Consider the following 23,110-nt stretch of genomic DNA (forward strand, 5'->3'; position numbering starts at 1 on the left):
ATCGCCGAGGAAATCGGGATAACATCGGGCAGCATTTTCTATCATTTTGATAACAAGGAACAGCTCCTTGAGGCGGTAATCGAACACGGAATGACCAGCGGTCTATCCATCGTTGAAAAGCAACTGTCAAAATTAACCGGGCCGCTCTCGCGTTTCCATGGTTTAGTCCTGTCACATTTACTTGCGCTTAACGGACCTCCGGGAGACGCGCATAACGTTTCTTTTCGTGAATGGGGTTCCTTGTCTCAAAAAGCGCGAAACCGTTTGCGAGCAGTCAATGAGCGATATCGAAATATCTGGATAGGCGAATTGACAAATCTGAAAAAACACCAGCGCCTCAAAAGCGACCCAGAATTTTGTAGACGCGCCCTGATCGCCGCCCTCAACTGGTCGCCCGTCTGGCATAAACAAACTTCAAAACAACACTTGGAAAAGGCTTCAGATCAGTTTTGCGCGGTCGCGTTGAATATGAATGTCGCCGACTTCGTTGATCAACGAATGAAGGAATAAAGACTAAAGCACACTCGGAAATCGCAATAAACACTGACGAAGCGCCGGGCTTAACGGCAATGCAACCGGTGAATTTCTTTAAAATTCGTCGGTCCCTACATTGTCATCTGACATGGAAAGCGCACCACACCTAATACGGACGGTGGCCTTTTATCGTGACCCTGTTTCTGACCCGCTCCTGAGTGCGCAGCCGGGTTCTATGTAACAGATAAAGATGCTCCGACGGAAGGCCGATCCGGCTGGAGCTTCCAAATCGCGGAGGACGGATCGTTTCTGGGGCTGGCGGTTAATAGCGCACTGACGAGGCCGACAGATTGTGTTGCATTGCCGTCACCAGCGTTCAATGACGATTTTGACCCCATTAAGCTATTGAACAGTTCAAGATAAAGGCATTAGGCAACATTCCAACAAACTTTTCAGTCCTAAGTCGTTTGCGTTTCATTCTCTCCGCCTTCATATGACGAATTAAGCCAGATTCTTCCTCAAGGGTCGGGCCGATTTTTCAAATTCCGGTCATCGGCGATAAATTTACCGGTGCTGTAGATCCCAAATAGTCGCGGCAAGTGTTTTCGATCAAATTGCGGCATGACGATTCCACCATTTACATTCGCTTCATCATAGTCCGACTGCCCGCCCTTCGCTTGCTGCGGCGGCAAGAATTTGACGGGCTGAGGCGCGCCGTCGTCGCCGCGCCGCAGGCGCCCGGTTGCTATATCGTCGAACTCAAAGACCACCGTGCCGCGATGGCCTGTGCGCGCGTTGCCTAACTGCTCCGGCGCAACCAAGAGAAAGATGCGGTCGTTTTCAACGGCGAGGTTTGAGCCTGTGAACCAGTCGCCCGCATAGGGCGCGGCGTCCTCCGGCGTCAGAAGCGTCGCCACATAACTCCAGTATTCGCCGGCGCGGTCACTCGCCAAGAGAATGGTGTCGGCGAGCACCTTACCGCCGTGAAGCACCGGATTGCGGATCGCCTGCAGTGATAAATAGAGCCGACCTTTGTAAAAAAGCGTTCCCGGTTCAGTCAAGATGATATAGTCGGCCAGGTCGCGATTGATTTCGCCGAGCTTGAACCGCGTTCGAAAAGGCGAAACCGGGAAAGGTCCCGCGCCGAAAAGCGCCACTTCATCCAACCACGGCCCTTCCGGGTATGGAGCATGGGAGTAAGCGATCCAACCGATTTCTAACTTGCGATCATGGGGCCCGCGATATGGTTGTCGCGAAAGATAACGGTGCCAGAATAGCTTCCACTCTCTGCCAGCGTCGCCCGGCGTGTGAACGAGGCTCGCCGTTTCATGCCACCAGCGCCCGGAGACGGCCTCGCCATTTGCCAGTGTTGACGCGGCAGGCGACGCTCTGTTCACCTTTGCAACCCGGTGCCACGTGCGACCGTTGTCGTCAGAGCGGGCGATTCGCGTTTCTACGCGGCTGTCTTTACCGGCCTTAACGGCGGAATAAGCCATCCAGCCCACGCCGTCGGGACCGTATTCCATAGACGGGTCATAGATCCCGTTGGGAGCATCTTCGCCTTCGATGAAAATTTCTGACCAGCGCGCCTCGTCCGTGGGCGGGCGCTCACCTATGGCGCGGGCATGGAGTGGGAATAACCCTGCAAGCAGAACGAGTGCGATCGTTCGACAATTCATCTTAGCTCCGTTCTGTTTGATCGTTACGGGGTTTGCCGCCCTTGTGCAATCGCATCGCCATTGGTTATTACCTTTATGTCCAAAGTATTATTACATTGGACTGCAATGTAAGTTAATGTTAGGCAAGTGCAAAATGAGGGTAATACACTTATGGACGACGCTTGGCCGCAACAAATGCGCAAAGGATTTGCTGAGCTTTGCATTTTGATCGTGCTCAAGCGATCGGAAAATTACGGCTATGCCATCCTCGCCGAGCTCAGCGCTTTTGATGCGCTTTCCTTCTCGGAATCGACACTCTACCCGGTGTTGTCAAAAATGGCCGGCGAAGGCCTACTGGCGGTTCGAGAAGGCCCATCCCTGCGCGGCCGCGCGCGGCGATATTACAGCCTCACCGCAAAAGGGCGTGCGCGGCTGAAAAACCTGACTGTCTACTGGAAGGCGCTTCGCGCCGGGCTCGACGACCTCCTTGCAGGAAAAGGATAGATTGTTATGACGGAACATAAGATATTGGGGTCGTACCTCGCGCAAGTTGCAGACGCATTACGCGAAGCAGGCGCTGCCCCTGCTGAAATCGCCGACATCCAAGCGGGCTTGCGAGAGCATGTTCATGAAGCCATCTCGCATGACGGTGCAGACATTAACGCCATCGTCGCAAGCCTTGATCCGCCGACGGCATTCGTTGAGCGGTTCGGCGAGACGGCGGTCGGCGCAAAGACGTCTGATCGTGAGCATCTGTTCGGCGGCGCAGGATTTTTCGGTGGGCTGATCGTTTTCGTGACTGCGTTCCTGATTGTGCCGAATATTGATCCGGCGTTGATGGAACGCATGTCGGCACCGCTGATCCTGACAGCCATTGTCTTCTCCGCTTCGCTGGGCTTTGCAGGGCGTAACACAAAGTTTGGCAAGGCCTCACTCGCGCTTGCGGCGGGGATGACCGGTCTTTTCGCGTTCCTCATAACCCGTGGCGGCTGACGGCGCGCGCGCTCTGGCGAAGGTCTACGCCAGACGGCTTGACATACCTTGGACGCCAATGTAATAGTGCTCTGGAATTTACAGTATCGGTGACTGAGTTCAGGTATGCGCATGTCATTTTTGGCAGCTTCTCCGCTCAAAGCTGCGAGCTGCTCTGCAGTACTGGCTTTAGCAACGGTGTGCGCATGCGACGGTGATGCGCCGGTTGCTATGGAAGCCGAAGCCCCTCCGCAGCCGCAAGCCAGCTGCCGCATTGTTGCGCAAAATGTAGAGATCCGCTGCCCCTATCATGCCATCGACGGCGACCGGCACACAATTACGTATACGGACCTTACCGATGGCGCGGTCAGGATGGCCGACGCCCTGGCTACCAACAATCAATCTAAAATCCTGAATGACCCGCTTCAGCCGCTGGGTTGGGCGACACAGGTGACCGTAGTATCGCCCGGTCTCAACCGCGCCCTGACGGCGAAGCAGCGCGTCAACTGCGCCTCGCAAATCGACTGCCTAACAAGCATGTGGTACGTATACCATGATGAACGCAACGCCGGACCGGACGACGACGAATGGGTGCATATCAATCTTTCAAGCCTTGGTCTGGCCTCGCCTTATGAGGCGCATGGCTGGAGCACATGGCTCAATAACGACCTTGCGTTATTTAATGCGCTCGCGGCGCCGAACGGAACCGGCTGGATCACAGAGCAAGAAGAAAACACGCCGCAAATTTATGCGTTGCGCATTTCCGGATCACCCCGAGTTGAGCTTTTTGCGCCCGACAAGCTCGAAAATCAGAACTGTCTGACCGGGCGCGTCAACGCGCAGCCGCCGCGACAAGCCGATCAGTGTTTTGACGGCCAGCGCCTGTCAATTGTCAGACGCTGTTATGACGAACCGGTCACGAGCGCGGCCTATTCGCGCCACAACACGCGCCTTGTTAATGATGCATCGAGCGGCGCATGCATTCCCGGGCCGCAACAAAACGTTCCCGTGTTGAGAACTTTTGTCGTCGAACTCAACGCGTTTTGTGAACCCAAACAGCACTTTGCCGATCTGACGCCGGCGCACGAGCCAGCCACTTCTCCCGAACATCGGGCGATGGGCGCTACGCCTGAATGGGGCGAGATGCTGTCGGCGATCAGCGATGACGGCCGGTTTCTTGCGCTTGGCGTCAATCGTGTCGATCCGGATCTCGTGATGAACGAAGAATGCGCCGGGTTTCAGCACAACCTCACCGACACGAATAACGAATTGAGTGGCAATGCAACCCGTCATACGCATGTCTGCGAGTTAAATGACCAACTAACATGCGCAGGTGCGCCAGTCGCGATCCCGACGGAATTTGCGCCTATCGAAGACCTTGCCGTACCCGGATTTCTGCCCGGCACGGGCGCGGGCGATTATTCGGTCCTATTGAACCGGGTTTTCGCACCGATTGGCGGTGACCGGCTATCGGATATCGTTCGCGCGGACTCCATTGCAGGAAATACGGATGTCGCGCCGCTGCCGCTCGGCCCGGCAACAGGCGCAATGATTATACACCGCCCAACCGACCCATAAAGGAAGTCAATTTCCCGCCCTGTCGCATGCACTATATGGGCCATACGCATGCTGGCGAAAATATTGTGCTCACCTCCTGCAAAATCACTCGAAATTCCGCCTTTGGCGCCTGACATAAAGTTCGATACGCGTTCACGAAGGGGAGCCACATACTTAACAGCAGATTCAATTGTTTACTCGCCAAACTTGTCGATCCCATTTTTCCTATCGAATTCTTTGGCGCTATCCGGGTTCGCCTAAATGGACAGGGGGGCAAACGTCAAAAATGATTTTCATGCGATTACTTTAATCGCCCTCTTGTCACCAGCAAGCAGGCGCAGATGATCACTGCGATCCCGGCGATCATCCTGAGATCAATCCCTTCACCAAAGAACGCATAGCCGTAGAGCGCGGCGATGGCGACGCTGAGATATTCTGTCGGCGCCAGCGTCTGAGCACGCGCGCGGGCGTAGGCGACCGAAAGGAGGAACCAGACCGAATAACCAAGCACGCCGAGAAGGAAGAACAAGCATATCTCGATCAGCGAAGGCGCTCCGAACATGCCAGTGAGCACAGGAAGCAGAACAATCGCCGGGACCAGATTGGTGAACAGCGAAATGACATGAGAGTCCTCGGAAGCAGACCGGAGACGGAGAAACACCAGCAGGATCGCCGTAAGACATCCCGATGCGAGACCGGCCGCGACTCCAAAGGGGCGTATTACCTCAACCGGGTGTCCGGCTGCTGTGATATCCAGCACAGTGATCGCGACGCCGAGAAACCCGGCGGCCGCCGCAAGGACTGCGACGACAGAAACTTTTTCGCGGAGAACGATAGCGGCGACGGGCAATACGAAAAGCACAGACGTAAAACTCAGAACGGTCGCGACCGCCAGCGAGAGTTGCGTGATGGAGTAGAAATAGAGCGACACCGACAGAAGCTGGATCAACCCTCTCGCCGCGTGAAACCGGACGCTCGCAGCCTTGATTACCTGGCGGCTTCTCAGCCGGTAGACGAATAAGGCGATGATGGCGCCGAAGAAAAACCGCCAGGCGAGCAGGATGTGAAGGCCAGCTTCAGGCCCTGCAAATTTGACGATCGCGTCAATCGAGGAACTGAGGAACACCGCCAGGATGGCGAGGCCATAGACCTGCAACGCCGGTCCTGCAGATGCGTTCATCGGGGACGGGATGCCGGCTGTCAGAGATTGTGGCCTGCCATGGAGAAGCTATCCGCGGCGAAAATTCTTTCCGCGCCGGTAATAGAGTCGCGGGCCGCCATCATCGCCTGTTGAATGCTGTCCAGTTTGAGCGAGTCCGAGTGGTGCTGTTCCGACGCCCAGACCTCATAGACCCAGATCGCATTTTCGTTTTGACGATCGAGGGACACCGCGTAGAGACTGCAGCCGGGCAGCGCCTGAGCGCTCTCGGCAATGATCGACGCGACGCGCTCCCGTTCACTGGCGACGCAAGTGATTCTGTTCAGTACATTGAACATTATGTTTTCCTCCCTGGATAATGAACTTGCGTAGGCCGTCAGGCACAAGCCTGACGCGCCGAATGCAAGAATGGATCGCCGGTTCATTGCAAAAGGCGCCGACGCGGCTGTTTTCGGAACTTGCCCTAAATTATTGTTGGTTTTGCAGCGCTCACTCATCTTTTTTGCTCTCGCTTTCTGTTGAACCGTCAATCTGCGTGAGCGCCATCCGAAAGCGATGAAGAGCCTTTCGTCCATCAGGCGTGATGCAGATTATCGTCTCCTTGCCGGGCCGCCTGCCCTGACGTTTCAGCACATATCGGCGCTCGCATAGTTTGTTCAGATGGACGAATACATTTCCATCCGTCGCGCCGATGCCGGTTCTCAGCTCCGTGAATGTCGCCTCCGACACGGCGCCAAGATAGGCCAGGATCAACAGCCTGCTGCGGGAGAATAAGATAGGATCGAGCTTGCCAAGCGCCCTCAATTGTTCGCTTTGCGGCCCCGATGATCGCACGTCACATTGAAAGACGTTTCCCCGCTGCTTCGTTTCCATTGTGAGCGCAACGCCATTGTTCATGAGAGCGCCAACCATGGCTGCACGATGACGATCAGCACCGCATGACAGAAGACCACCGGCAGCAACGCGCCCCGGGCCAGCAGGACCGACCACGCAAGGAATCCTCCAAGCACAGCCGTGCCGAACATCGGCCAGATCACGGAGAGCAGATCGTCGCCAATATAACCGACATGAATGGCGGCAAAGAGAAGCGCCGAGACGGCGATCTGCGCCAAGATAGGCAGGCCGCCGCGCGCCAAACGATAGATGACATAGCCACGGAAGAACACTTCCTGCGACCACCCGTCAAAAGCAGGTGCAATCGACAGAAACAAATTGCGGCGCGATGGCTCGAAGATTTGCACGGGATCGTCCAGGAAAAAGAAAGCGATTGTCGCGGCATGGATCGAGATTGCGATGAGCGCGGCGCCCCAGGCCGGTATGGTTCCAAACTGCAGACTGTTTACGATCGCGCGGCGCACGTCCTTGAAGACGATCGCGAACGCCAGCACGAGCGCAATCTGCGCAGCGGCGCCGGCAAAGAAGGTAGCGCCGACCGTGCGCGAGGGCCCTTGCAGGAACGCCGGCATCAGTGTTTCAAGTCTGAGGCCAACAGCGGCGGCATGCGCGAGGACGATGAAAGCCGCGCCGATAACGATAACTTCGACAATCGCGGACGTTTTCGACGTTCCGTCCGGGAAGAGTGGTTCCCCCGCCTCTGGCTGCGGTATCGATGACATGACGCCTCTGCGAATTATTTGCGCTTGCGATGTACTCTATGATAGAGTACTTGTCAACGATGAAGGCCGGACATGGCAATGCACCATCAGAAAATGATCGTTCTCGGGCTGGTCGCCATCGGCAAGAAATACGGCTTCGAGATCGAAGAGTTTATCGCTCAAACCGACATGACGCGGTGGGCCGAGATCGGAACATCAACGATCTACAAAGTCCTCAAGGACCTCGAACAGGACGGTGCTCTTCGCGGGAAAAAGGTCGCTGGCGAAAAAGGACCTGCCAGAACAGAATATGCTCTGACGGCGCATGGCCGACGGCAGTTGAACACGTTTATACTGGATGCGCTTAAGTCGGACAGAACAGCGCGGCTCGACCGGCTTTCGGGCCTCTTTTTCGCGCCGCTTCTGCCAAAATCAGAAGGCGCGGCGGCACTCGAACGAACCGTCAGTCAGCTGAACCATGCCTGCGACGCGCTTCAAGACCAGCTTTCTTCAAACAAGAGAGACATCATCGCCGAGTCCATTATCCAGTTCTATATCGACCTGCTCGACGCCGAGATCCGCGCGATCGAGAAAGTCTATAAAATTTTCAAATAGCGATACGTTGCTGAATGACTTGTGTTGTTGTGCCAAATCAGCCGCAACAATCATCGCCGGCCTGAACCGGCGGGCACATCACATCGCCATAGGAGCAATAGACACAACAATCACCGGTTTTCGGTTTCAAGACGGCGCCGCAGCCATTGCAATCGTAAAACCATTGACACGCATCTGTCGGCATTTCATCGGTAGACTGATGCCCGCATTCAGGACAGGTGATTATGGAGTGTTCTATGAAGGCGCTCATTGGCTCACCCAACGAAGCAATTGAGGTTCATAGAAAGGCATGATGTAGGCGACAACGACCAGCAGCGCAGCAAGAACGAGGCTGATCGCGACTCGCTTGCTTGGTCGCCGCCCCTTCCAGAATGCGGCGATGATTGCGGCGCCAAGAAGAACAACTGCCGCACCCATGAAATAGTGCTGAGCCCGCGCGAAGAAAGCGAGTTTGCCGACAAGAGCCGTACTGACGCCGAGATTGACCAGAATTAAGGGCAGCACGCAGCAGGACGCGCCGACAAAGGCCGCGAACCCTGACAAGACGCTTCCGCCGGCCATGACGCCGCCCTTTTTGGGGCGTTTGGAAGTTTTGCCTTCACTCGACATGAGCGTCATCCTAGTATCTGTAGTCACTACAGGATCAAGGCCGATGGATGGATATGAGCTGACGATTGGGAAGCTAAGCGATCAAACCGGCGTGAAGATCGAAACCATCCGCTATTACGAAAAAATCGGACTGATGCCGGCGCCGCCGCGGACGGAAAGCGGGCGCCGGATGTATAATGACGCACTCGCCGACCGGCTGCGCTTCATCCGGCGTGGCCGCGAGCTTGGGTTTTCCCTTGATGATATCCGGACGTTGCTTGGCCTTGAGGATCGAAAACCCACCTGCGCGGAGGTGTTCGACATCACCTCAGCGCATGTCGATTTGATCCGGACAAAGATAACGGATCTCAAAAAACTTGAAAAAACCCTGTCGACAGTCGCAAAGGAATGCAGCCGCAATAAAAACCCCGACTGCGCGATCATCAAAACGCTGTTTTCGTGAGAAAGTGCGCCCTTTTCAGGCAATCGCTGGCAAATCGGAATGCTGTTTCTCGTGGGGAGGAACCGCTTTCGCCGATTTCCGCGGTCAGGCAGGGGCCGCGCCGCGCCCCAGGCCGCCGCGCAGGGAAGCGGATGACTTTAATATTTTGCTGTTTTAATGGTATTTAACCACGATCATGGGATTTCTATAAACAGGCCCTTGCCGTCGCTTTGTAATATCCCTATTTTATTGGTTATGACCCAACAACGCCAAGAACGCTTAAAGCCCCTGCTTGACGACCTGCCGCCCGGCTATGTCGCCGACGCGGCCTGGCTCGTGGGCCGCGGCATCGACCGCAAATCGATCCTGCAATATGAGCAGCGCGGCTGGCTCGAAAAACTCGCCCGCGGCGTCTACAGCCGGCCTGACACACACCGCGATGTCAGCGCCGCCAGCGACTGGCGGCGCCTCGTTCTCTCCCTGCAGCGGGTTATGGGATACGAGGTCCATGTCGGCGGGCGCACCGCCCTGTCGCTGCACGGCTTTGAGCACTATCTCAGCCTCGGCGCCGAGGCGGTGCCCATATATCTCTATGGCAATGTCCCGTCCTGGCTTGCGCGGCTGCCGAACGCGGACCGGTTCGAAACGAGAACTCTAAGCCTCTTCGGCGGATCAAAAACCGGTGTTGACGGCGTAGACGATGAAAAACAATCATCCCCGCCGCAACGACGATTAAACGACCTCATGGTTTCAACGCCCGAACGGGCGATCCTCGAACTCCTGAACGAACTGCCTGCCGATGAAAGCTTTCACAACGCCGATATGCTGTTTGAAGGACTCGTCAATCTGCGCCCGCGTCTGCTCGAAGCCTTGCTGAAGGAATGCCGGAGCGTGAAAGTAAAGCGCCTCTTCTTCGTCTTTGCCGACCAGCACGATCACGCCTGGCGGCAACATCTGGACCCGGACGACTTTGATCTCGGATCGGGCCCACGGGCGCTGGTCGGAGGCGGAAGGCTGCATCCGCGCTACGCCATCACGGTGCCGCCGGAATTGATAGACGACATGCAAAACCCTGAGCCTGAAGATGGCCCGTGAAACCTATCTCGCGCAGGTGCGTCTGCTCTTGCGCCTCCTGCCCGTCGTCTCAACAGAGTCCGCCTTTGCCCTGAAGGGCGGCACGGCGATCAATCTTTTCTATCGCGACATGCCGCGGCTCTCCGTCGATATCGATCTCGCTTATCTGCCAATTGAAGATCGCGCGACTTCATTGAACGCCATTGACGCTGCATTCGACCGCATCACGAGCCAGATCAACAAACTCCCGGGCGCAAGCGCCCAGCGCATAGCCGGCGGCGGCGCCGGCGACACGCGCATTCTCGCCGACGCCGATAGCGTCACGATAAAGATCGAAACCTCGCCGGTAATGCGCGGCGCCATCGGCGAGCCGCGCCTGATGCGAACGACAGACGCCGTCGAAGACGCGTTCGGCTTCGTTGCAACGAATGTTCTCGCCTTCGACGATCTATACGCCGGAAAGCTGCACGCCGCGCTCGATCGCCAGCATCCGCGAGATCTGTTCGACGTCAAACTGTTGTATAAGTATGAAGGGCTGACGGACGAACTGTTCCGCGTCTTTCTCGTCTACGCCGCCTGTTCCAATCGTCCCATGCACGAACTCCTCGCGCCCAATGAAAAAGACATTGCGGATGACTTCGCACGCGAGTTCGCCGGCATGACCGTCGAGCGGGTCGAACTCGACGACCTTATCTCGGCGCGCACGCAACTCATCGGCGATATCCAGGGGCGGCTCAAAGGACCCGCCGCCGACTTCCTGATTGGGCTGCAGTCAGGCGAACCGGATTTCGACGCAATCGGTTTGCCGCAGGCCGCAGATCTGCCGGCGATAAAATGGAAAATTCTGAATTTGAAGAAACTGATTGCGGACAATCCAAACAAGCATCGCGCGCAAAGCGACGAATTGAAATCAATTCTGCAGACATGAAATTGTCGCCAACTGGCGCGAGCCATACCTGATCTTGACCGCAGCAAGCGACGGTCGCCATCAAGGCAGAGATGGTTTATTTGCTAACGTCATGAAAAACGCAAAAATAGCAACGCCGCAAACGATCGCAGCGTCCGCAAGATTGAATGCAGGCCAATGAAGATCGCCCACATGAAAATCGAGATAGTCTGTAACCGCTCCATCGGCGAGGCGGTCAACAGCGTTCGCAATCGCGCCGCCTATAATCAAGCCAAGGCCTGTCGCCTCAACGATCCGAACTGTTTTAAGCAGGCGGAATGCGAGCCACGCTGCGATTAAAACGGCAGCTGCGGATAACGCCCATGGCGCCCATGCGCTTTCCGAGCTCAACAGGCCAAAGCTCACGCCGCGGTTAAAACCAAGCACCAGATTAAAAAATTGCGTGACTTCGATCGGGCCGCGAGCGTTCAGCAATATTATCGTTATGTATTGCTTGATGATGATGTCAAACACGATGACGACAATCGCCGACGCCAGCCCGAACACTACAGCTAAAGGCCGGGACGAACTTGTGAGTGTCGAGTCGGAACGACTGCTCGATGCGATGTTCATTCAGACCGGTCCCTTGCGCCCTATGGCGCCTGTTCGGCTGCATTCGCAGCGCGCAAATCTTTTCGGGCGCGATCAACAATGTTCCACGCCGAATGAAGAAATAGACCCGCAATCAGCAATGCAACTATCAGGTCGGGAAAAGACGAACCGGATAGCGCAACCAGCCCCGCTGCGATAAGGACAGCAACATTTCCGATAGCGTCATTCCGCGAGAACAGCCACACAGCACGCATATTCGCGTCACCATCCCGATAAGGCAGCAGCGGTATGACCGCCGCGACATTGACGATCAATGCGACGAACGCGAAGACGCCCATCAAGCCGGCTTCGACAGGCGAGTCGTTAAAGAGTCTAATCAAAGTGCTGCCAAGCACCCATGCGCCGAGCAGCCCGAGAAAAAGCCCCTGCATGAGCGCAGAACGCGCGCGCCATGCGATCGACCAGCCGATCGCCAACAATCCCAGAAACGTAATCGAACCGTCGCCGAGAAAATCGAGCGCGTCAGCTTTCAAGGCTTGGGAATTCGCCAAAAAGCCGCCGACAATTTCCACGAGCCCGTATGCAACGTTCAGCCCGACGACAATCCACAACGCGCGCCGATAACCAGGGGATCGAATTAATTCGTTATCAACGGCGCAGCAATCATCGTCATTCATTTCAGGCGCCTCGGATGACGATGGTTAGAAATTCAGGGTGACTATTTCGCACCAACAACAGATTCATCCTCAAATTCCCTTCGCTTGCCAAAATCTTGATTAAAGTCATCTCATCACGATGCATTATAAATGCTACAGCAACTGGAGGTTCAAGAGGCCGCCGAATGGCTTCTCGCTTTGCCTAAAATTGATTGATTTCAACTCAGGGTCAGTACGCAGCGATCTCGCCTAGACGAATAATCAGCTCACCGACTGGTCCACTGCCCCGAGATCGCCAAGCGGATACGCCGTCGGCAACGAGTCTCTATAGGCCAACAATCTCAATGCATTTGCGACGACAATGAGGGTCGATCCCTCATGCACCAGAACAGCTGGCCCGATGCCAAGCCCGAGAAGCGTCGCAGGAATAAGAACCGCAACAATGCCCAGACTGACCCAAAGGTTCTGACGGATGATGCGGCTGGTCGCGCGACTGAGCCCGACCGCGAATGGCAGCGTTTCGAGATCATCCGCCATAAGCGCAATGTCTGCGGTCTCCAATGCAACGTCGGAGCCTGCCGCGCCCATAGCGATGCCAACGGTTGCATTCGCCATCGCCGGCGCATCGTTGACGCCGTCGCCCACCATCGCAACTCCTCCCGCTTCCTTCAGTTCTTTGATTTTTTCGACCTTGTCTTGCGGCATGAGGTCGCCGAACGCCTGATCGAGGCCGACCTGGCGTGCAATTGCGTCCGCCACATTTTGATTGTCGCCCGAAATCATCATCATTTTCGAGACGCCGACATCGCGCAGGTGTTGGATAACCCGTCTGGCAGCGGATCGCGGCGTGTCCATCAACCCCAGAGCGCCGAGATACGAATTGCCACGCCGGACAATCATCGTCGTCCGCCCCCGCGCCGACATGCTCTTGACGATCGCCCGCAGATCATCAGGCAACGGCGTTCCATCTGACTCAGTGAACAGAGCGGTTTTTCCGATATGGACAAGCTCCCCGTCCAGTCTTGCTGACACGCCCCGACCCGTGATGCTTTTGAATTCAGTCGCATTGCGTTCAACGGTTCCCATTCGCTCTTTAACGTCGCGAACGATGGCCTCGGCGAGCGGATGGTCGCTTAACGCTTCAACAGCCGCGGCGACGCGAAGAAGCTCCGTTTCTGTGACGCCGGCAGAGGGCGTGATTTCAACGAGCTTCGGCTCTCCCGATGTCAGCGTGCCAGTCTTGTCAAATGCAATTGAATCGAGACGCCCCAGAGCTTCCAGCGGCGCGCCTCCCTTGATTAACACGCCGCCGCGCGCGGCGCGGGCAACACCGCTCAGAATCGCGCTGGGCGTTGCAATCGCGAGGGCGCAGGGGCTGGCCGCGACCAGCACCGCCATCGACCGGTAGAAACTCTGCGCCGGGTCCTCGTCGAGAACGAGCCACGACAAAGCCGTTATGAAGGCGAGCATGACGACACATGGAACAAATATTTTCTCAAACTTTTTTGTGAAACTTTGCGTCGGCGACTGCCGGGTCTCGGTGGCGCTGACCATGTCGATTACGCGTGCGAGGGTCGATTCCGAGGCGCGCCGGGTCACCTGTATTTCGAGACTCCCGGCGCCGTTGATGGAACCGGCGAAGACCTTATGCGCCGGCTTGACGCCTTCGGGTTTTTCCGCGGCGGCGGCGGCATCTTTCACTGGCGATTTATCAACCGGGACGCTCTCGCCGGTGATGGGCGCCTGATCGATGCTACTCTCGCCTTTGATAACAAACCCGTCTGCAGGAACGCGCTCATTGGACCTTATGACGACGATATCGCCATCCTTCAACTCTTCGACTGGGATTGTAACTTCCTCGCCAGCGCGCCGGACCAGCGCTTCCTCCGGCGCGAGGTCCGCTAGCGCAGCGATCGCATTGCGCGCCCGCGCCATTGCGTAATTTTCGAGGGCGTGTCCGATGCTGAACAGGAACAGGAGAAACGCGCCTTCCGCCCATTCTCCCAGGATCGCGGCTCCGCCGGCGGCGACGAGCATCAGGAAATCTATCTCGAATTTGCCCTGCGAGATTTTGCCCAGCGCCTCCTTCAGCGTGAAATACCCGCCGAAAAAGTATGCAGCTAGGAACAGCCCAAATGCCGCGGATTCTGGCATCGCCGATATCTTCGGCCCAAGCCAGCCAGCAAGAAGCGCAGCGCCGCACAGCAATGAAAAGGCGAGTTCCGCCCGGCCATGCAACAACCTGTTTAGCCAGTCACCGTGCTGATGCTCGTCTTTTGCGGTGTTGTCGGTTGGCTGATTTTCTTCGTTCACGGTAGGAATTCCTCGAAGAGGCTATTGAGTTGGTGCAATAAGAGTAACGATGCTGACATTTGCGTACTGATTACAGTTGTCAAAAAGTTCAGGCGGAGCCGCCGGGTTAGGGGGACGAACCCGGCGGCTCCTTCTGGCTACGTAGGGCGATCGCACGCGCAGGAAGTAAGCGCTTTCGCCCGCTCGCAAATCAAAACAAGTCAACGAATTGCGAGACCAGAAGCAAGTGACTTAGAACGGAATTGCCGCCGTGATATTGCTCACATAAATGAATCCCGATTCCTCCATATCGGTTTTCCCATTTGCGCGAATGAGTTCGGTCGCCTCGGAAAGGCGGTCGTCTTCGCAAACCAGCTCCAGCTTCACCTCCGTGATCACTCGGTCGCCGAGCTCCGTTGAATATTGCTGTTCTTTTTCGTCGAGCGCCTTGACCATGCCCTTGACGTCGACTGCCGTCATGTTGGCGAAGCCGCCTTTGCGCAAGGCGCGAACGACGCTCGCGGCCCGGCTGCGGTGAACAAATGCTTTAATCTCAATCATTTTCGTACTCCTTTCATTCGGCTGCTTTCGCGTGCGCCTCGGCGAGTTCGAGATCGCCGCGAGACGGCGGCGCCTGCGATTTTCGCCCGCGTGTTTCCATCCACTCATAAATCACCGGCAACAGGATCAATGTGAGTGCGGTCGAGGTCAGCAATCCACCGACAACAACCGAAGCCAGAGGCCGCTGTGTCTCGGCGCCGACGCCTGTCGAAAGCAGCATGGGGACAAGGCCCAGTATCGCTACGCTTGCGGTCATCAGCACTGGGCGAAGTCTCAATTCAACGCCGCGCCTGACGGCATCGCGGACATTGTATCCGGCGTCCCGCTGTTCATTGATGAAACTGACGAGGACGATGCCATTGAGCATGGCGACTCCGAAGACCGCGATAAACCCGATCGCTGACGGCACCGATAGATATTGTCCAGTGATGAAGAGTGCGAACAATCCTCCGCTCGCTGCAAAAGGCACGTTGGCGATAATTAACGCGGCGTATTTAACCGAGTTGAACGCCGTGTAGAGCAACACGAAAATAAAGAAGATCGTCGCCGGAACGATGAGCGATAACTTCGCCAGCGCGCGTTGCTGGTTCTCAAAGGCGCCGCCCCATTCGATCCAGTAGCCGGGCGGCAATTCCACATTCGCCGCAATGACGTCATTGGCGTCTTTCACGAACCCATCGACGTCTCGGCCGCGCACATCCATCTGGATCACGGCGTAACGCTGCAATTGTTCGCGGCGGACAAAGGAATAGCCCTCCGCGGACGTAACATTCGCCACGCGGCCGAGGGGAATAATCGCGCCGTCCGCGGTCTGCAGCGGAATATTGCGGATCGATTCCATGGACGCTTTCGACGCGTCCTGCAGACGGGCGGTGATATCGAACCGCCTGACGCCATCGATAAGCGTGCCCACGGGCTCCGCGCCGATGCCGGTCCGCACGACGTTCAGAACATCGTCGGCGTTCATGCCGTATCGCGCGAGTTCGGCGCGGTCGACCTGAATGCGGATTTGCGGCTTGCCGATATTGGCTTCGAGCGAAAGATCAGCGGCGCCCGGCACGCCGGAAATCGCTTCCTTGATTTCCTGGCTGAGCCTGTCCAGTTCGCCAAGATCCTGACCATAGATTTTCGCGGCAAGCGTTGCGCGAACGCCCGAGATCAGCTCTTCAACGCGCATCTGGATTGGTTGCGTGAAGGCGATGACCGAGGTCGGCACGGTTTCTTCAAGCTTTTCGCGCATGTCGTCGGCAAGCGAAGCGACCGAACGCTTACGGGGCCACTCGCTTTGCGGTTTTAGCGCCGTGTAGATTTCCATGTAGTTGACATCTGCGGTCTCGCCTTTTTCGGCGCGCCCGATCATGGCGATTGTCGTTTCCACTTCGGGAAACTCAGACAGCGTGTTTTCAATTTCCTTGGAAATCTCAATCGACTGATCCAGCGAAGTCGAAGGGATCGACGTGACCCGCCACATGATCGACCCTTCCTGTAATTGAGGCATGAACTCCTTGCCGAGGAAGGGAAAGAGCGCGAGGCTGGCGACCAGAAGACCGCCGGCCGCGAGGCCCACCTTGCGCTTGTTATCGAGACTCCAGGCGATCAGAGGCAGATAGCCGCGCTTGACGATCCGCATCAGCATCGTGTCGCGCTCTTCCTTCGGCTTCAGGATCATCGCCGCCAGGACGGGAATGATCGTCAGCGTCAGAATCAGCGAGCCCGCCATGGCGAAGCTGATATTGAAGGCCATGGGCTTGAAGAGTTTGCCTTCTAAGCCCTCAAGACTGAAGAGCGGCAGAAAGACGACGATGATGATCATAATCGCAAATGCGATGGGATTGGCGACTTCCCTCGCAGCCTGCAGAACGGCGGCTGTCCGATTGACCTCGCCGCCTTCCTCCTTGCGCTCGGCCATGATGCGGAACGAGTTTTCGACCATGACGACGGCGCCGTCGACCATCATGCCGATGCCGATGGCGAGACCCGCGAGCGACATCAGATTGGCGGAAAGACCCATCTGGCCCATAAAAATGAAGGCGATGAGCATGGCGAGCGGCAATGCAGTAATGACCACCAGCGCCGATCGGATTTCGCCGAGAAACAGAAACAGCACGATGGCGACCAGGATCGACCCTTCTATGAGGGCTTTCTCCGCCGTGCCGACCGCTTTTTCGACCAGCTCGGTGCGGTCATAGATGGGCTTGACAATGACGCCATCCGGTAACGCGCTTTCGACAGTCTTAACTTTCTCTTTAACCGCGTCGACGACGTTCTTGGCGTTCTCGTTAATACGCGCAAGCGCCATGCCGAGAACCACTTCCTCGCCGTCGCGGGTGACGGCGCCGAACCGCAAGGCGGGCGCCTGTTCGACGTTCGCGACATCGCGCACATAAACCGGGGCTCCGTCCTTTACCTTGACGACGATGTTGCCAATATCGGTTTCGTCCCGCACAAGGCCGAGGCCGCGCACGAGATATTGCTCCGGTCCCTGATCGATATATTGCCCGCCGACCTGGCGGTTATTCGCCTCAAGCGCTTCGACGACATCGGAAAACCCCAATTCGTATTTGATAAGTTGCAAGGGATCGATCTGGACCTGGAACTGGCGTTCCTGCCCGCCCCAGGACATGACGTCATCGACGCCGGCGGCTGTGCGCAGAATGAGCCGCACGTTCCAGTCCTGAAGGGTCCGTAGATCCATGTCGCTGATGTCGCCCTTGAGGGATTCATCAGCGCGTTCGAGCGTGTACCAGAAGACCTGGCCGAGACCCGACGCATTTGGGCCCATTTCTGGCGATCCATATCCTTCGGGAATGCGGTCGCGGACTTCCGCAAGCCGCTCCATAACAAGGCGCCGCGCGAAATAGATATCGACGCTGTCCTTGAAATAAACAGCGACATAGGAAAGACCGAAGAGGCTCACCGAACGGATTTCCGACACGTCGGGAAGCCCCGCCATCGCCGACTCTACCGGGAACGTCAGCAATTGCTCGACGTCTTCCGCGGCAAGGCCCGGCGATTCCGTATAGATATTGACCTGAACGGGCGTCACGTCCGGGAAAGCGTCGATCGGAACCGTCGTCACGGCGCGCCAGCCGAGAAAGCCGACGACGGCGAAGATGATGAGCACCAGAACTTTATACTGGAGCGAGAGTTCAACGAGTTTATTCAACATATCATCAATTCCTAATGCCCGTGGCCTTCGCCCATTTTTGTTTTCTGAATGAGCGATTTGAGGAGAAAGGTTTTTTCGGTGACGATTTCATCGCCTTCCGCGACGCCGGAATTGACTACAATCCAGCCGCCGCTCGCGGCACCGGTCTCTATACTCACCGGTTCGATTTCATCGCCTTCGATGCGGAAGACTGTGGGCGCGCCGTCCATCAGGACGACAGCGCTTTCCGGCAGCGCCAGCGCTTCGTCGCTGGCGCCGACGGCAATCACTGCATCAACGAATTGGCCAGCATGGAAGTCGTCATCGTCATTGCTGATCTCGATGCGCGCCATTAATGTACGCGTCGTTTCATCGAGTGCGTGCTGGAGTTGAATAACCTCTCCTTCCTCCCAGTGATCCGCGTTTGACTTCACGCGCGCGGGCGCGCCGATAGAAATCCGCCCAGCCTGCTCGGCCGTCAATCGCGCCTCGACCCAAACCGTCGATTCATCACTGATTTCGACCAGCACCCTTCCCGGATCGACAAATTCGCCCAGTGTAAACTCATCGCGGACAACGGTTCCCGCTTGCGGCGCAAACAAAATAAAACGACCTGTGGCCTTGCTTGCGTCGCCGGTTTTCAACAACGCGGCGACTTCCTGTTCCGCCATGCCGAAGGACAAAAGCTTTGCGTGGGCCTGCTGGCGCGCCACTTCCGCTTCCACGTAACGCTTTTCGGAAACGACGTCCCGGCCGAGGTTGCGGACCCGGCGCCATTCCTTATCGCCGATGATGAGCGCGCCTTGCGCTTCGGCCGTATCGACGCTGGACAAAGTGACCAGCGGCGCGCCTTCGCCGACTTCCTCACCGCGCACGACATGACGTTCGATAATTTGCGCGCTGATGCGCGGCGCAACTTGCGCAGTCTTGTAGCGGTTCGCCGTCACCTCGCCCGGCGCGATAAACTCGCCCGACAGTTTTCTCATGCCGAGCGTTACAGATTTTATCCCTTTTTCGCCGCGTTCGGCCGCCGTCATCTCGATATGACCGCCGCCTTCCTCTTCGCCGTGCTCATCTTCGGCTTGGGCGGCCGGGACAGTTTTTTCCTCAGCGTCCGACGCGCCGCAAGCGGCGATTGTCAGCGTACCAAATGCAATGATCGCCAATCCGATGCCTGAATTCAGTTTTCGATAATTACGCATTACAGTGTCTCCATCCATTCATTGAGAGTGCCGGACGCATCGAGCCAATCGATCCAGGCGCGCCATAGCGACCCTTGAAGTTCAATTCCCGCACGCTCGGCGCTATAAGTTTGATCAAGTTGCACCAGATACTCGACGGCGGTGATGTCGCCCGATCGCCATAATTGATCGAGCACCCCGCGTTGTTCTCCGAGCACGTCTGATCCGTCCCGCATCCAGACGCGCCATGTCCCGGCCGCGACGGCGTAGCGTCCGCTGGCTTCGATGAGCCGCGCTTCGGCGTTGCGCAACTGATTGCGGATAGATTGCTGGGCAGCAATGCGTTCGGCGCGAGCTTCATCCACTTCGGCCTGGCCAGACGCAAAAACGGGGATTGGTACGGACAATCGAACGCCGGCGAAATCGGCGTCTCCATCGCGCCCATAGGCCGCGCCGATCGTCGGATCGGGAATGCGCGATTTTTTAGCGAACCGGATTTCAGCTGCGAGCGCGTCGGCGCGCGCTTCCGCCGCGCGAAGTTCCGGCAATCGGCGAACCAGCGTCATGTCGAGCGGCGCCGCCGCCGCCGGCGGATCCGGGAGAACGGGCCATGCGGGCATCACTTCGCCGACGAGTGCAGTTAAGGCCTGCCTCGCTTCGGAGAAATCGCTCCGGGCGGTCGTTTGTTCCGCGATAGCCTGGGAAAGACTTAATTGCGCAGCAAGACGTTCCGACTTTGAAAGATCGCCGGCCTCAGCGCGCCTGCCGGCGATTGAAGAGAATTCACGTGCGACTTCAGCCCGTTGCGCCGCCAGTTCCGACAGGCGCTTGCGCGCCTGGTAATCCGCCAGCGCCGTCAGGAGATCGGCGAACAGCGAGCGCTTCTCCGCTTCATACGTAAACCTTGCGGCGTCCACGGCGCTGCGTGCGCCTTTGGCCCGCGTGGCGCGTTTGTTGGTGATGTCGAACGCTTTCGACAGGCCGATGGAACGGCTGTCATCCGCGTCGTCCTCACTGTCGGAGAATTCGCCTTCGAATTCAGGGTTATAGAGCGGCCGCGAATTCGCCCGTCCGCGCGCTTCGGCTGCATCAAGTTCTGCGCGCGCTTCTTCAAGCCGCGGGTGATTGCGCGCCGCGTCTTCAAGAAACTGCCCTAACGTCAAGCCCGGGTCAGCGGTATTCTCCTGCGCGGACGCAGCGCCGAGCCCCCACGCCGCAAAAGCGGCGAGCGCGAGCCCGCATATTCTGATGATCATTGGTCATTGTCCTCTTGGAATCAAAATTACTGATGGGCGCGCAACCGCGCGCGATCAGTCAGATTCGCGGAGGACGGAATAATGAAGAAAGAGAGGTTTGGGGAACCACGCCGTTTTGCGACGCGATGATCTTGCTTGCAAAGAGTAGTACGGACGCCGGATCGACAGAGGCGCGCGATAGCGCATGAAAATGGCACGCACCGGAATGACAATGCGCAGCGTGTTCCGGGTGAACAGAACCTTCGTCGGCAGGCTCGCCCTGCGCAGCTGCGCGTTCTTCACCAACATCGTGTTGGGCGGCATGATGAATGTCTTCTTCCGCGGCATGAGCGGGCGCGACAATGCCGACCGCGCCCCATAGCGCAACCATCAATACCGCGATGACGCGGTGCATATGTCGAATGGCTGACATCATCTCAAATGCGTCCTACTGCAAAACTCCTGACAAATCATTATAATTTTTCGTTTATGTCGATGTGTCGCCGCCCGGAGGGCAGCCCGAAATATCGCGCTGTCCTAACGACATACGCCTCATAGGCTTTTCCAAAAGCCGCCCGAAGATGCGGCTCTTCGACCGCTACAATATAACAGTGAATGAAGAGCGCGAATAACAGGGCCAGCGAAAACGCCCATATCGACATCGCGATGAGCGACACGCCGCCCAGAAACAAGGCGTATCCGACATATTGCGGGTTGCGCGACCAGCGATAAACGCCCCGTTCAATGAGTTCGTCTTCCTTGAGTCCATAGACTCTCGAAAAATCCGCATAGGCGCTTCGGCCAAGATAAATCAGCATCGCTCCGGCAAAGGCGAATAATCCGCCGGCCGCAACTGTGAATTCGCCTAGGTCGCCAAGCGACCCCCGATCGAACCAGGCGATTGCAAACAGCAACAAAGCATTGCCGTGCATGGCGGCGCCAGTCCAGACCGCCATTGATAAGCTGACACGGCCGCGTTCTGCAAAATCCCGTTTGACCAGCATCGCCATCGGAATGGAAAGCACTGCATTGACCGCCGCCAATATGAGTAACGCTCGAACCATGTTTAAATACGCCCGTCTGCGAAGTTCAACGAAGCGCGGCGTTCTTTCATCGCCTGCGCTATAATCGAGTACGATGACTTTGCAAACAGGCTGGCGAGCAGCGCGGCGACAATCAAGTCGGGCCAGAAGGATCCTGTAAGCCACACGGCGCCGCCGGCGGCGATCACCGCAATGTTTCCAATGGCGTCGTTGCGCGAGCACAGCCAGACGGAGCGGACATTGGAATCGCCGTCGCGCCAGCGCAGCAAAATGAAAATGCTTGCGACATTGGCCCCGAGCGCCAGCAGACCGACGCCGCTCATGACTGGTGCGGCCGGGGAAACGTCGCCAAACGCGCTCGCGATTGTCGTTATCAGGACGAACACCGCCATCAAAGCAAGACTGGTGCCTTTGATCAGCGCCGCTGTCGCGCGCGTATGCAGCGCGGCGCCAATGACTGCAAGGCTCAAGGCGTACGTCGCCGTATCGCCTGCAAAGTCGAGAGCGTCGGCTTTCAAGGCCTGAGAGCCCCCGAGGAATCCCGCCGACATTTCGACGAAAAACATCACGGCGTTAATTGCGATGACGGCAATCAGCGCCCGCTTGTAGGAAGGGGATTGCCCGTCAAACTGATCGTTATCGCAGGCGCAACCGGCCACTCTCGTCTCCATTGAAAAGCTCGCAAGCCTAATCTAATGTCTACAGCAACTGTAGGTTCAAGAGGAAAAATGCGGAAACTCGAAAAAAAGCCGGTCACCATCGGACGGTTGGCCAAAGCATCCGACGTCAAAGTCACGACAATCCGCTATTATGAAAGCATTGGCCTCATCGATCCGCCCGACCGGTCAGAAGGCGGCCAACGCATCTACGACCAGAAAGCCGTCGAGCGCATGCGTTTCATCCGCCATGCCCGCGATCTCGGCTTTCCGCTGGAGGCGATCCGCGAGCTGATAGCCCTTTCCAGAAATGAAGACCGTTCCTGTGCGGAAGTCGATGAAATCGCGCGCCGCCATGCCGAAGACATCAAACAACGTATCAAGAGATTGAAATCGCTCGAACGCGAGCTCAATCGCATGATCATGGAATGCAGCGTCGATCGGATTTCAGATTGCCGCGTAATTGAAATCCTATCCAATCATGAGCTTTGCGCCACCGGACATCAATAATCATAACTCTGGCACAAAGGCCTCACTAATCGTCCAGCCTGAGGAAGGTATAAAAAAGATTGGCAGCAGCTCCAAAATCTTTCACACAACGTACATCAAGCGCTGTCTTTTATTTTCTGTGAAAGAAAAGATATTTCACAAACGCCGCAATGCCCAAAAGAAGAAACAGGACGATTAACAACATTATCACTGCGCC

General features: G+C 56.9%; 25 protein-coding genes and 1 pseudogene. 10 read left to right on the top strand and 16 right to left on the bottom strand.

The genetic code is table 11. The features are described 5' to 3' along the window. Positions 1-510: TetR/AcrR family transcriptional regulator (locus ACFC5L_RS13740; protein WP_375210753.1), on the top strand; the 510-nt coding region annotated here is incomplete at its 5' end. A gap of 482 nt (positions 511-992) precedes the next feature. Here ACFC5L_RS13740 and ACFC5L_RS13745 read toward each other — a convergent pair. Continuing rightward, complete coding sequence (locus ACFC5L_RS13745; protein ID WP_375210754.1) at positions 993-2,153, bottom strand: hypothetical protein; 1,161 nt, start codon at positions 2,151-2,153, stop codon at positions 993-995. Between the two features lie 150 nt (positions 2,154-2,303). On the opposite strand from ACFC5L_RS13745, the gene ACFC5L_RS13750 reads away from it, so the two are divergent. The 3 genes from ACFC5L_RS13750 to ACFC5L_RS13760 all read left to right on the top strand — a co-directional run bounded on the left by ACFC5L_RS13750 (position 2,304) and on the right by ACFC5L_RS13760 (position 4,682). Continuing rightward, positions 2,304-2,636: a PadR family transcriptional regulator gene (locus ACFC5L_RS13750; protein ID WP_104831515.1), complete on the top strand. Its 333-nt coding sequence runs from the start codon at positions 2,304-2,306 to the stop codon at positions 2,634-2,636. Positions 2,637-2,642: 6 nt separating this feature from the next. Next, entirely contained in the window at positions 2,643-3,125 is a 483-nt protein-coding gene (locus tag ACFC5L_RS13755) for a hypothetical protein (RefSeq protein ID WP_375210755.1), read from the top strand. A 351-nt stretch (positions 3,126-3,476) separates the two neighbouring features. Next, complete coding sequence (locus ACFC5L_RS13760; protein ID WP_375210756.1) at positions 3,477-4,682, top strand: hypothetical protein; 1,206 nt, start codon at positions 3,477-3,479, stop codon at positions 4,680-4,682. A 280-nt stretch (positions 4,683-4,962) separates the two neighbouring features. Here ACFC5L_RS13760 and ACFC5L_RS13765 read toward each other — a convergent pair whose 3' ends face one another. The 4 genes from ACFC5L_RS13765 to ACFC5L_RS13780 all read right to left on the bottom strand — a co-directional run bounded on the left by ACFC5L_RS13765 (position 4,963) and on the right by ACFC5L_RS13780 (position 7,436). Continuing rightward, positions 4,963-5,841: a DMT family transporter gene (locus ACFC5L_RS13765; RefSeq protein WP_375210757.1), complete on the bottom strand. Its 879-nt coding sequence runs from the start codon at positions 5,839-5,841 to the stop codon at positions 4,963-4,965. A gap of 20 nt (positions 5,842-5,861) precedes the next feature. Further along, positions 5,862-6,158 (bottom strand): putative quinol monooxygenase, encoded by a 297-nt coding sequence (locus tag ACFC5L_RS13770; protein ID WP_375210758.1) that lies wholly within the window; start codon positions 6,156-6,158, stop codon positions 5,862-5,864. Positions 6,159-6,309: 151 nt separating this feature from the next. After that, positions 6,310-6,693 carry a transcriptional regulator gene (locus tag ACFC5L_RS13775; RefSeq protein ID WP_375210759.1) on the bottom strand — a complete coding sequence of 128 codons (384 nt, stop codon included), beginning with the start codon at positions 6,691-6,693 and terminating at the stop codon, positions 6,310-6,312. 20 nt (positions 6,694-6,713) lie between these two features. Further along, the gene (locus tag ACFC5L_RS13780; RefSeq protein ID WP_375210760.1) at positions 6,714-7,436 is read right to left on the bottom strand and encodes a CPBP family intramembrane glutamic endopeptidase; all 723 of its coding nucleotides are present in this window, start codon (positions 7,434-7,436) and stop codon (positions 6,714-6,716) included. Positions 7,437-7,514: 78 nt separating this feature from the next. On the opposite strand from ACFC5L_RS13780, the gene ACFC5L_RS13785 reads away from it, so the two are divergent. Further along, positions 7,515-8,030 carry a PadR family transcriptional regulator gene (locus ACFC5L_RS13785; RefSeq protein WP_375210761.1) on the top strand — a complete coding sequence of 172 codons (516 nt, stop codon included), beginning with the start codon at positions 7,515-7,517 and terminating at the stop codon, positions 8,028-8,030. Between the two features lie 37 nt (positions 8,031-8,067). Here ACFC5L_RS13785 and ACFC5L_RS13790 read toward each other — a convergent pair whose 3' ends face one another. Continuing rightward, positions 8,068-8,280 carry a GDCCVxC domain-containing (seleno)protein gene (locus tag ACFC5L_RS13790; RefSeq protein ID WP_375210762.1) on the bottom strand — a complete coding sequence of 71 codons (213 nt, stop codon included), beginning with the start codon at positions 8,278-8,280 and terminating at the stop codon, positions 8,068-8,070. Beyond that, positions 8,277-8,648 carry a hypothetical protein gene (locus ACFC5L_RS13795; RefSeq protein ID WP_375210763.1) on the bottom strand — a complete coding sequence of 124 codons (372 nt, stop codon included), beginning with the start codon at positions 8,646-8,648 and terminating at the stop codon, positions 8,277-8,279. The genes ACFC5L_RS13790 and ACFC5L_RS13795 overlap by 4 nt, the downstream gene beginning before the upstream one ends. Positions 8,649-8,682: 34 nt before the next feature. Here ACFC5L_RS13795 and ACFC5L_RS13800 point away from each other — a divergent pair, with 34 nt between their 5' ends. The 3 genes from ACFC5L_RS13800 (at position 8,683) to ACFC5L_RS13810 (ending at position 11,062) form a co-directional block, all read left to right on the top strand. Beyond that, entirely contained in the window at positions 8,683-9,081 is a 399-nt protein-coding gene (locus ACFC5L_RS13800; RefSeq protein WP_375210764.1) for a MerR family transcriptional regulator, read from the top strand. Positions 9,082-9,315: 234 nt separating this feature from the next. Further along, on the top strand, positions 9,316-10,155 hold the full coding sequence (locus ACFC5L_RS13805) for a type IV toxin-antitoxin system AbiEi family antitoxin domain-containing protein (protein WP_375210765.1): 840 nt from the start codon (positions 9,316-9,318) through the stop codon (positions 10,153-10,155). Continuing rightward, positions 10,145-11,062, top strand: a complete 918-nt coding sequence (locus ACFC5L_RS13810; RefSeq protein WP_375210766.1) for a nucleotidyl transferase AbiEii/AbiGii toxin family protein — start codon at positions 10,145-10,147, stop codon at positions 11,060-11,062. Before ACFC5L_RS13805 ends, ACFC5L_RS13810 begins: the two co-directional genes overlap by 11 nt. Positions 11,063-11,122: 60 nt before the next feature. Here the strand turns inward: ACFC5L_RS13810 and lspA are convergent, their stop codons facing one another. The 7 genes and pseudogenes from lspA to ACFC5L_RS13845 all read right to left on the bottom strand — a co-directional run bounded on the left by lspA (position 11,123) and on the right by ACFC5L_RS13845 (position 20,726). Beyond that, positions 11,123-11,653: a signal peptidase II gene (lspA, locus tag ACFC5L_RS13815; RefSeq protein WP_375210767.1), complete on the bottom strand. Its 531-nt coding sequence runs from the start codon at positions 11,651-11,653 to the stop codon at positions 11,123-11,125. 20 nt (positions 11,654-11,673) lie between these two features. Then, a pseudogene (locus tag ACFC5L_RS13820) lies at positions 11,674-12,267 on the bottom strand (cation transporter); the annotation flags it as partial. A gap of 282 nt (positions 12,268-12,549) precedes the next feature. Further along, positions 12,550-14,601, bottom strand: coding sequence for a heavy metal translocating P-type ATPase (locus ACFC5L_RS13825; protein ID WP_375210768.1), 2,052 nt, complete (start codon positions 14,599-14,601; stop codon positions 12,550-12,552). A 231-nt stretch (positions 14,602-14,832) separates the two neighbouring features. After that, positions 14,833-15,141, bottom strand: coding sequence for a P-II family nitrogen regulator (locus ACFC5L_RS13830; protein WP_165793820.1), 309 nt, complete (start codon positions 15,139-15,141; stop codon positions 14,833-14,835). Positions 15,142-15,154: 13 nt separating this feature from the next. Then, positions 15,155-18,310, bottom strand: coding sequence for an efflux RND transporter permease subunit (locus ACFC5L_RS13835; RefSeq protein WP_375204411.1), 3,156 nt, complete (start codon positions 18,308-18,310; stop codon positions 15,155-15,157). Positions 18,311-18,321: 11 nt separating this feature from the next. After that, positions 18,322-19,491 (bottom strand): efflux RND transporter periplasmic adaptor subunit, encoded by a 1,170-nt coding sequence (locus ACFC5L_RS13840; protein ID WP_375204412.1) that lies wholly within the window; start codon positions 19,489-19,491, stop codon positions 18,322-18,324. Then, positions 19,491-20,726 (bottom strand): TolC family protein, encoded by a 1,236-nt coding sequence (locus tag ACFC5L_RS13845; RefSeq protein ID WP_375204413.1) that lies wholly within the window; start codon positions 20,724-20,726, stop codon positions 19,491-19,493. Before ACFC5L_RS13845 ends, ACFC5L_RS13840 begins: the two co-directional genes overlap by 1 nt. A gap of 184 nt (positions 20,727-20,910) precedes the next feature. On the opposite strand from ACFC5L_RS13845, the gene ACFC5L_RS13850 reads away from it, so the two are divergent. Continuing rightward, complete coding sequence (locus ACFC5L_RS13850; RefSeq protein ID WP_375204414.1) at positions 20,911-21,087, top strand: hypothetical protein; 177 nt, start codon at positions 20,911-20,913, stop codon at positions 21,085-21,087. A 91-nt stretch (positions 21,088-21,178) separates the two neighbouring features. On the opposite strand, the gene ACFC5L_RS13855 is transcribed toward ACFC5L_RS13850, so the two are convergent. Both ACFC5L_RS13855 and ACFC5L_RS13860 read right to left on the bottom strand, forming a co-directional pair. After that, positions 21,179-21,769, bottom strand: a complete 591-nt coding sequence (locus ACFC5L_RS13855; RefSeq protein WP_375204415.1) for a methyltransferase family protein — start codon at positions 21,767-21,769, stop codon at positions 21,179-21,181. Between the two features lie 2 nt (positions 21,770-21,771). After that, positions 21,772-22,407: a cation transporter gene (locus ACFC5L_RS13860; protein ID WP_375210769.1), complete on the bottom strand. Its 636-nt coding sequence runs from the start codon at positions 22,405-22,407 to the stop codon at positions 21,772-21,774. A gap of 69 nt (positions 22,408-22,476) precedes the next feature. Here ACFC5L_RS13860 and ACFC5L_RS13865 point away from each other — a divergent pair, with 69 nt between their 5' ends. Further along, positions 22,477-22,914: a MerR family transcriptional regulator gene (locus ACFC5L_RS13865; protein ID WP_207764912.1), complete on the top strand. Its 438-nt coding sequence runs from the start codon at positions 22,477-22,479 to the stop codon at positions 22,912-22,914. Positions 22,915-23,110: the final 196 nt, after the last annotated feature.

Source organism: Hyphococcus sp. (assembly GCF_041986965.1).
In the GTDB taxonomy this organism is placed as follows: domain Bacteria; phylum Pseudomonadota; class Alphaproteobacteria; order Caulobacterales; family Parvularculaceae; genus Hyphococcus.